This window comes from Streptomyces sp. NPDC031132 (assembly GCF_055570595.1).
In genome coordinates this window covers 5021-13118 of the sequence record NZ_JBVIGX010000051.1, presented here as the reverse complement: position 1 = coordinate 13118, position 8098 = coordinate 5021, and the positions used below count along the sequence as shown (strand labels likewise).

Here is an 8098-nt window from a genome sequence, read left to right as displayed (position 1 = left end):
CCTCCTCTTGTCGCAGCGCCTCCGCACCCGATGACTTTTTTGTCGGCGCCACCCTCCTGGCCCTTCCCTCCTCTTCTTCCCTTCCCCCCCCCCCCCCCCCCCCCGCAACCCGGGGGAGCGGCGTGGCCCGGGGCCGGGGAGGCCGCGGAGCTCGGCGCCGCCGGTGCCGGGCCCGGCGAGGGGCCCGTGCCTGTGGCCCGGCCCGGTGCCGGCGCGGAGGCCGTCGGCGAGTCCTGGTCCGGCGCCAGTGCCGTGCTCGACGGCGGGCCGCCGGCCGAGCCCCCCGGCGGGGAGCGGCCGCTGGTGGGGTATCTCGGGGACCGGGCGCCCACCTACGCCGCCGAGCCCGGGGCGCTGCCCCTCGCCGATCCGGGGGCGCTCGACGAGCTCGTGCCCGACACCGTCCTCGAGGGGGCCCGGCACGGGACGTACACCCTGCGCGCCACCTCCGTGCGCGGGGACTCCGCCCGGTTCCGCGGCGAGGCCCGGCGGGACTTCCTGCTGACCGCCCGCTTCGGCACCGGCGACGACGCCCTCGTCCTCGTGGCCCTGGCCGGCGGTGACCGGGCCGCCCCCGGGGCCGCCGAGGCCGCCGTCGAGCTGTGCCGCTGGATGGCGTCGGCCGTGGGCCGGAGCCGGGAGCGGCTGGCCGACGACATCCGCGCCGGCCGGCGTGACGCCCTGCGCTCGGGGCTCCAGCGGCTCACCGACCGCGGCTACGGCCGCCTGCGGGCGCACGCCGCCGAGCTCGGGCTCCCGGAGGACGCGTACACCGCAGGGCTACGCGTGCTCCTGCTCCCCATCGACCCCGAGTGCAAGACCCGGGTCTGCTTCGGCGCGGGCTCCGGCGGCCTGTTCCGGCTCCGGGCCGGGGCGTGGGAGGACCTGGAGCCGGAACCGAAGCCGGAGCCGGAGTCGGACTCGGCCGAGACCGCCGGGGACGGGTTCCGGTTCCGGGCCGCCGTGGCCCGGCCCGGCGACACCCTGCTGCTCTGCTCCGGCGGGCTCGCGGACCCCATGCGCGAGGAGGGCCTCCTTTCGGCCGAACTCGCGGCCCGCTGGGCCGACCCGGAGCCCCCCGGCCTCGCGGCCTTCCTCGCTGACACCCAGCTCCGCCTCAAGGGCTACGCCGACGACCGGACGGCCGCCGCGGTCTGGGAGGCGTAACGGGTTCCTGGACATCCTCCTACGCGCCGGCGTGCGCCGGATGTACGGCGTCGTCGGCGACAGCCCGAACCCGGCCGCCGACGCCCTCCGGCCGCGCGGCAAGGAGTGGATCCAGTACGACAATCCTTGGTGACGTACGTGTCCCGGTGTAACCGTGCTGTTGCAGCACGCTCGCGCGGGAGCGCCCCGCAGAGCGTGGCTGCGGGGCGCCTTGGGGGGTGGGGGTTAGTCGATCTGCTCCCCGTTGTACGTACCGCCCTTGCAGACGTTGTCCGTCAGATCGGGCGTTCCGCCGCCCTGCTTGCACTGAGAAGGGGTGACGTAGGAAGGGGCACCCTGTGCGGTGGCGGCCTGTGCGGTGGCTACACCGCTGAGGCCGAGTCCGGCGAGGGCCGCCGTGGCCATGACGGCGGCGAGGATTCGTCGACTGCGCATGTGGTTCGCCTTTCACGGATTGCCGCGGTTGGGGCACTCACCAGCGTGATCTTCACCCATGTGGGTGGCTCGTCTTGTTACGCCGTTCGGGTGACGGGCCTGTGGGGAGTGGGCCACTGGCGGCGGTCGTAGGCCGCTCCTCTCAGACGCAGGTGTCCCGAGTGCGACAAAGTGGTACGACGTCGGCATGAGCGGGCTGCTCGGCCACGGCGCCGCCTACGGGGCCACGCTCGCAGGGGGACCTCGCGTCCGGGGAGACGTACGGGAGACCCTGCGCGCCCTGAACACCCGGGTGCATGTGCAACCTGGGCGCGGCGCGCTATCTTTCCCCGAACGGCAAGCGGCGCATCATCGGCTCCTTCAGCCACGGCTCCACGGCCAAGGCCCTCCCGCAGGCCGTAGGCGCACCGTTCACGGACCGCGGCCGTCAAGGGGTGTCGACGGCGAGCGACGGCGGTTCCTCGATGCCGATGGGAGATTTCCTCACCCTGGTGCAGTACGACCTGCCCGTCAAAGTGGTCCTCTTCGACAACTCATCAGCCGGGACGGTCGCGTTGGAGATGCCGGTTTCCGGCCTGCCCTCGTACGGAACGGCCCGTCACAAACCGGATTTCGCGCCGAGCGCACGCGCAGCGGGCGCCTTCGGGTCCGCGTGGAGAAGCCCGAGCAGCTCACCGGGGCTCTGAAGGATGTCTTCCGCCACAAGGGGCCCGCGTCGGTGGACGTGGTGACCGATCCCGACGCCTTGTCCGTTCCGCCCAGGATCAGCGCCGAGAGGGTGACCGGTTCTGCACTTTCGGACGGCAAGATCGTGCTGGACGGAGGGAGGGGCCGGGTGATCCGGATGGCTCGATCCCACCTGCGCAACGTGCCGCGCCCGTAAGCCCGCAGGAGTGCGGATTGCCCCGGCGGGCATGCATCCCGTAGACCAGTTCGAGATCCATGGGACACGGGGGAGGTACATCGCCGTGCGGGTGGGGGCGAAGACAGGGAAGCAGTGGAGGAGAGGGCGGCCCGTACCGCGTGAACCGTCCGTCGAGGGCGGGGGAGCGGTGGACGCGCTGGAGATCACCCGAAGCGTACGCCGGGCGGATCTCAAGGCCGTGGGCGAAGTGCGCCGGGCGTTACGGGAGTTGATGCGCCATCGGTGCGCGGCCGACGCCGCGGAGGTGGCGGAGCTGCTCATCACCGAGCTCGTCACCAATGCCCTCGTCCACACCGACCAGGGCGCGGAGGTGTCCGCGCGGCTCGCCGCGGACCGGCTGAGGGTGGAGGTCCGGGACTACGCCTCGCGCCGGCCCCGGCCGTACGTACCGACCGCCGACGACGGTACGCACGGCCGGGGGCTGGTGCTGGTGCAGGCCCTCGCCGACGCCTGGGGCGTGGACGCGCCGGTGCAGGCCGGCGGCAAGGTGGTGTGGTTCGAGCTGGACGGCGCCCTCGCGATGTACGACGGGGCGTAGCGGCGTACGGCGGGACGCACGGCGGAGGGCCCGCCTGACCGGCGGGCCCTCCGAGGTCCTGAGCGGGTGCAGCCTCAGCCGAACTGCTGCTCCAGGTCCTTGAGTTTGCGCTCGAGCGAGTCGAGGCGGGGGATGGTCTGGGTGTCGTCCTCGGCGGTGAGGTCCACCGTCCGGGGGCCGGTCACCTCAGCGGTCTCGGTCCGGTGCACGGCCTGCAGGGAGGGCCGGCGGCGCGGTGCGGGCAGCTGTCCCGTTTCCGCTATGGCCGGCTCCGCGCCGACCGGCGCGGAGCCCGACCCGGGGGCCAGCCCCGGCACGTCGACCTGGCGGGCGCGGGATCGCCCGAACGCCCGGTTCTGCCGGCCCAGGGCCTTGATGCGGGCCCGGTCCAGCCGGTTCTCGTTGCGCCTGCGGTGGCGGTCCTGCTCCCGCTCGCGCTTGTCCTCGCGCACCTCGTCGACGGCCTCGTCGAGGGTGCGGACCCCCTCCAGCAGCATGAGCGACCAGGCGCCGAAGGTCTCCCGGGGGGCCCGCAGCCAGCGGACCATCCGGATCTGCGGCAACGGCCGCGGAATCAGGCCCTGTTCGCGCAGCGCCGCCCGGCGGGTCTGCTTGAGGGCGCGGTCGAAGAGGACGGCCGCCGAGAGCGACATCCCGGCGAAGAACTGCGGGGCACCGTCGTGGCCCATGCCGCGCGGCGCGTGCACCCAGTTGAACCAGGCGGCCGCGCCCGCGAACAGCCAGACCAGCATGCGGGAGCCGAGGGCCGCGTCACCGTGGCTCGCCTCGCGGACGGCGAGCACCGAGCAGAACATGGCGGCGCCGTCGAGGCCGAAGGGGACCAGGTACTCCCAGCCCCCGGAGAGGTTCAGGTTCTGCCGGCCGAAGCCGACCAGTCCGTGGAAGGAGAGCGCGGCGGCCACCGCCGCGCAGCAGAACAGCAGGACGTAGGAGGCGGTTCCGTAGACGGCTTCCTTGCGCCGCCGCCGCTCTTCGCTGCGCTCCCAGGTGTCGTCGGCCGCGGCCTTGTCGCCCTCCCGCTTGCCCCGGGCCAGTACCGCAACTGCCGCAAGTACGCCCAGGATCAGCAGGCTGCCGGGCAGCAGCCAGTCCAGCGATATGTCGGTCAGTCTCATGCGGATGTCCCTTGCCTCTGCCTCGCGTATGCGGCCTTCCGGGAGCCATGGTGACGCAGGAGATCGGCCCGGCATGCGGGTTTCGGGGCAAGTGGACGCCATCGGGGGGTGGGGCCCGCCGGATAGGGTGTTGTAGCTCGAACTGCCGCTCGTAAGGCCCGAGTTGTGTTCGATTATGGTCAGCCGGACGAGTGGGTTCAGATGTCAGGCGGCAGCCGTGAGGCGGACGATGCGGTCCGCGTCGCACGTACGGGGGCAGGTGGTGCAGGTGTCCTCGGGCCGGATCGTGTAGAAGAGGCAGCAGCTGGCCCGGTCCCGGGTGGGCAGCGGTTCGCCGCCCGGGCCGGAGAGCATGCGGAACGCCGCGCCCGCGGTGTACGGGGCCGTCCTGCCGGGCAGCAGCGCCTCCAGCTCGGCCCGGGCCCGCCGCTCCTCGCCCACGAGCTTGCCCAGGTGCCAGACGCCCGAGACGATCTCGTCGGTCACCATGCCCCACAGGGCGCGGCGGCCGCGCCGCGTGCGGGGGCCGAAGCTCTCCAGGAGGGGCTCGAGGTGCTGGGCCACCGCAGCCCGCACCTCACCGCGCAGCGCCTCCTCGTCGGGCACGACACGGGCCCCGGGGAGGGCGGCCGCCGGATCGTCCGGCAGGCAGGCGAAGGAGTCGACGCGCACGCTCATGCGCCCCTGGGTCCGGTGGAAGGCCACCTGCTGCGCCGACAGCAGGGGCACCCGCCGGTGGAGGAACCAGGGGGCCGTGATCAGCAGGCAGGCGGGCCATGCGTACCGGTGCAGGCCGAAGGTGGCCACCACGTCGGGACGGGCCTGGCGGCCGTAGTCCCGCAGGACCTGGGCGTCGTCCCAGGCGAGGTACCCCTCCAGCTCCGCTCCGCCCGCCGCGAGCGCATCCGCACCGACCCACCCCACACCGCGAGGGGCGTTCTCGTGCGCTGCGCGCTCGGTGATCTGCAGCTTGCCGTACACCTGCGACAGGCGTGCGTACGCATCCGCCACCGGAGAGCCGGTCGGGGGCGGGGCGTCGACGGAGCTGTCGGGCATGGCGGAACCACCGATTCACGTGATCGCGATGGACGAAGGTAAGCCTTACCTTAACTGATCTCGATGCCCTGTACCAGCACTTGCCGGATCGATTCGCCTATTCTCGGAGGGCCCAGGTCGAGACCCGAGGAGGACCGAGTGCACGAAGCGGCCCACGTCGGGGTGACGGCGCTGATCCCGACGCAGAAGGTGCTGCGCCATTCGGTGCGCGGGCAGGTGCTGGACGCGCTGCGTGCCGCGCTCGTCGACGGGGAGCTGGTGCCGGGGGAGATCTACTCCGGCCCGGCCCTGGGGGAGCGCTTCGGCGTCTCCGCGACGCCCGTGCGCGAGGCGATGCAGCAGCTGGCGCTGGAGGGGGCGGTGGAATGCCTGCCGAACCGGGGCTTCCGGGTGCTGTCGCGCACGCCGCGGGCCCTGGCGGAGCTGGCGGAGGTCCGCGCGCTGCTGGAGGTGCCGGTGATGCTGCGCCTCGCCCGTACGCTCCCGGCGGAGGCCTGGTCGGCGCTGCGGCCGGCGGCGGCCGCGGCGGCCGAGGCCGCTGCGGCCGGTGACCTCCCGGGCTACGCGGACGCGGACCGGGCCTTCCACCGGGAGGTCCTCTCCCTCGGCGGGAACGAGCAGCTGGTCCAGGTCGCGGAGGACCTCCACCGCCGCTCCCAGTGGCCGCTGCCGGGCGCTCCGCGGGTCCGCAGGGCGGAGCTCGTCGCGGACGCGGCGGAGCACTCGGCCCTGCTGGAGGCCCTGATCGCAGGCGACCTTCCGCTGATCGAACCCCTGATCCGCAACCACTTCACCGGCGCCTGACCGGCCCCCGCCAGGGCCGGGGCCGTCAGGTGGCCGGGGCCGGGTGGAGCTGGTCCGCCAGCCAGGTGGGGATGCCGCCCAGGAGGTGGAACAGGCGGCGGGCCTCCGCGCGGAGGCGGGCGGCCTCCGGTTCCGGCTCGGCTTCGGCCAGGGCCGCCAGCGCCGGGGCCGTGCCGATCAGGAAGCCCAGCTCCTCCCGGATGAGCAGGGACTCCGCGAAGCCCTTGCGGGCCTCCGCCACCTCCCCGTCGCGCAGGGCCAGCGCCGCCAGGTGCCGCCAGGTGAAGGACAGGAGGAGGGTGTCCCCGTGGGCCAGGGCCCCGGCATGGGCGCGGCGGTACGCGGGCCGGGCCGACTGGGGGTCGTCCGCCAGGTGTTCCGCGACCAGGCCGCGCCGGAAGTCCAGCAGGGGCCGCGTCCGGGAGCCCGGGGACAGCAGCGCCGCCGCCCGGCCCAGCGCCGACCGGGCCTCGTCCGAGCGGTCGCGGACCCCGAGCACGGTGGCCGCGTACGCCAGCTGCCCCCGCTCGCAGGCCGCCGAGCCCCGCTCGTCGTCGTCCCGGGCGACCGCCTCCGCGACCCGCAGTGCGTCCTCGGCCTCCGCCCAGCCCTGCCCGGTGAACAGGCACCGCTCGACCAGCAGCGCGGTGCGCTGCACGGCCGCGCCGGCGTCGGGCAGGTGCGGCGTCAGCAGGGCCGCCGCGTCGGTCCAACAGCCGCGCGAGCGCAGCCGCCATATCGCCCGCTGGAGGGGGTCGTCTCCCCCGGTAGTTCCGGCACCGGACATGGCGGTATCCGCCACATTGCCCTCCCCAAAGCAACCAAGCAGCACGTCGTCGAGCCCTGGGCCGAAATGAGAGCACGGATCGGCGGCTTCGGCCAAGGGGTCGGGTGAACTCTTTCACAAAGTCCGGATGCCGCGTCAGGCATCCGCTGCCGCCCCTGGCCGGATCTGCTCAGCTCATCCGCAGTGCCAGGAAGAAGTCGAGCTTGTCCTCCAGCCGCGAGAGGTCACGCCCCGTCAACTGCTCGATTCGCCCGACCCGGTAGCGCAGCGTGTTGACGTGCAGGTGCAGTCGCGTCGCGCACCGCGTCCACGAGCCGTCGCAGTCCAGGAACGCCTCCAGCGTCGGAATGAGCTCCGCGCGGTGGCGGCGGTCGTAGTCCCGCAGCGGGTCCAGCAGGCGCGCCGTGAAGGCCCGGCGCACGTCGTCCGGGACGAACGGCAGCAGCAGGACGTGCGAGGCCAGCTCGTGGTGGCCCGCCGCGCACACCCGGCCGGGGCGCGCCGCGGCGACCCTGCGGGCGTGCCGGGCCTCCTCCAGCGCCCCGCGCAGCCCCTCCGCGGAGTGCACGGCGGCACTGACGCCCAGGGTGAGCCGGCCGTCGTCGGCGAGGCCCGCCTGCAGGGGCTCCCGTACGGCGGAGAGCAGCTCGTCGGCGTGCAGGGCGCTGTCCGGGCCGCCCCGCTCCTCGCCGGGCTCCCCGGGCAGGGCGGGCAGAGGTACGAGCGCGATGGCCTCGTCACCCGCATGGGCCACCGCGATCCGGTCCGAGGGCTCGGGCCCCGAGACGGACGGGTCGATCAGGATCTCCTCCAGCAGCGACTGGGCCACCGGGCCGCCGGGGATGTCCCCGCCGTCCCAGTCGACCCGCGCCACGACGACCTGCCAGTGCGGGGCGGTGCCCAGCCCGGGCAGCAGCACCGGGGCCGCGACCCGCAGGCGGGCGGCGATCTCGGCGGGCGCGGCGCCCGTCTGGACGAGCTCCAGCACCTCCTGGGCGAGGCGGCGGCGCACCGTACGGGCGGCGTCGCGCCGGTCCCGCTCCACGGCGATCAGCTGGGTCACGCCCTGGAGCAGGTCGAGCCGCTCGGCGGGCCAGTCGCCCGCGTCCGCCTCGACGGCCAGCAGCCAGTCCGAGAGCACGCTCTCGCGCACGTCACGCGCCCCGGGGGGGGGGGGGGGGGGGGGGGGGTGGCCTGTTGCGGGGGGGGGGGGGGGGGGGCCCCTGGCGGAGGGCGGGGGGTGTGACCCT

Annotated in this window: 8 protein-coding genes and 1 pseudogene; 4 read left to right on the top strand and 5 right to left on the bottom strand. The window is 74.4% G+C overall.

Going from position 1 to position 8098, the window contains the following annotated elements:
• Window positions 1-192 precede the first annotated feature (192 nt).
• Window positions 193-1167: a protein phosphatase 2C domain-containing protein gene (locus tag ACZ49B_RS36440; RefSeq protein WP_468314892.1), complete on the top strand. Its 975-nt coding sequence runs from the start codon at window positions 193-195 to the stop codon at window positions 1165-1167.
• A 225-nt stretch (window positions 1168-1392) separates the two neighbouring features.
• Here ACZ49B_RS36440 and ACZ49B_RS36435 read toward each other — a convergent pair whose 3' ends face one another.
• Entirely contained in the window at window positions 1393-1602 is a 210-nt protein-coding gene (locus ACZ49B_RS36435; protein ID WP_468314890.1) for a hypothetical protein, read from the bottom strand.
• A gap of 296 nt (window positions 1603-1898) precedes the next feature.
• On the opposite strand from ACZ49B_RS36435, the pseudogene ACZ49B_RS36430 reads away from it, so the two are divergent.
• A pseudogene (locus ACZ49B_RS36430) lies at window positions 1899-2485 on the top strand (thiamine pyrophosphate-dependent enzyme); the annotation flags it as partial.
• 169 nt (window positions 2486-2654) lie between these two features.
• Window positions 2655-3065, top strand: coding sequence for an ATP-binding protein (locus ACZ49B_RS36425; RefSeq protein ID WP_468314888.1), 411 nt, complete (start codon window positions 2655-2657; stop codon window positions 3063-3065).
• A gap of 74 nt (window positions 3066-3139) precedes the next feature.
• Here ACZ49B_RS36425 and ACZ49B_RS36420 read toward each other — a convergent pair whose 3' ends face one another.
• Window positions 3140-4201, bottom strand: coding sequence for a DUF2637 domain-containing protein (locus ACZ49B_RS36420; RefSeq protein ID WP_468314886.1), 1062 nt, complete (start codon window positions 4199-4201; stop codon window positions 3140-3142).
• Between the two features lie 204 nt (window positions 4202-4405).
• The gene (locus ACZ49B_RS36415; protein ID WP_468314884.1) at window positions 4406-5257 is read right to left on the bottom strand and encodes a (2Fe-2S)-binding protein; all 852 of its coding nucleotides are present in this window, start codon (window positions 5255-5257) and stop codon (window positions 4406-4408) included.
• Between the two features lie 63 nt (window positions 5258-5320).
• Between ACZ49B_RS36415 and ACZ49B_RS36410 the strand changes: the two genes are divergently transcribed.
• Complete coding sequence (locus tag ACZ49B_RS36410; RefSeq protein ID WP_468314882.1) at window positions 5321-6061, top strand: GntR family transcriptional regulator; 741 nt, start codon at window positions 5321-5323, stop codon at window positions 6059-6061.
• A 25-nt stretch (window positions 6062-6086) separates the two neighbouring features.
• On the opposite strand, the gene ACZ49B_RS36405 is transcribed toward ACZ49B_RS36410, so the two are convergent.
• On the bottom strand, window positions 6087-6863 hold the full coding sequence (locus tag ACZ49B_RS36405) for a hypothetical protein (protein ID WP_468314879.1): 777 nt from the start codon (window positions 6861-6863) through the stop codon (window positions 6087-6089).
• Window positions 6864-7017: 154 nt separating this feature from the next.
• On the bottom strand, window positions 7018-8098 hold a 1081-nt coding region (locus ACZ49B_RS36400), incomplete at its 5' end, for a PucR family transcriptional regulator (protein WP_468314877.1).

Coding starts and splice junctions, on each gene's coding strand:
- ACZ49B_RS36415 (WP_468314884.1), bottom strand. CDS start 5,257: ATGCCCGACAGCTCCGTCGACGCCCCGCCCCCGACCGGCTCTCCGGTG.
- ACZ49B_RS36435 (WP_468314890.1), bottom strand. CDS start 1,602: ATGCGCAGTCGACGAATCCTCGCCGCCGTCATGGCCACGGCGGCCCTC.
- ACZ49B_RS36410 (WP_468314882.1), top strand. CDS start 5,321: ATGCCCTGTACCAGCACTTGCCGGATCGATTCGCCTATTCTCGGAGGG.
- ACZ49B_RS36420 (WP_468314886.1), bottom strand. CDS start 4,201: ATGAGACTGACCGACATATCGCTGGACTGGCTGCTGCCCGGCAGCCTG.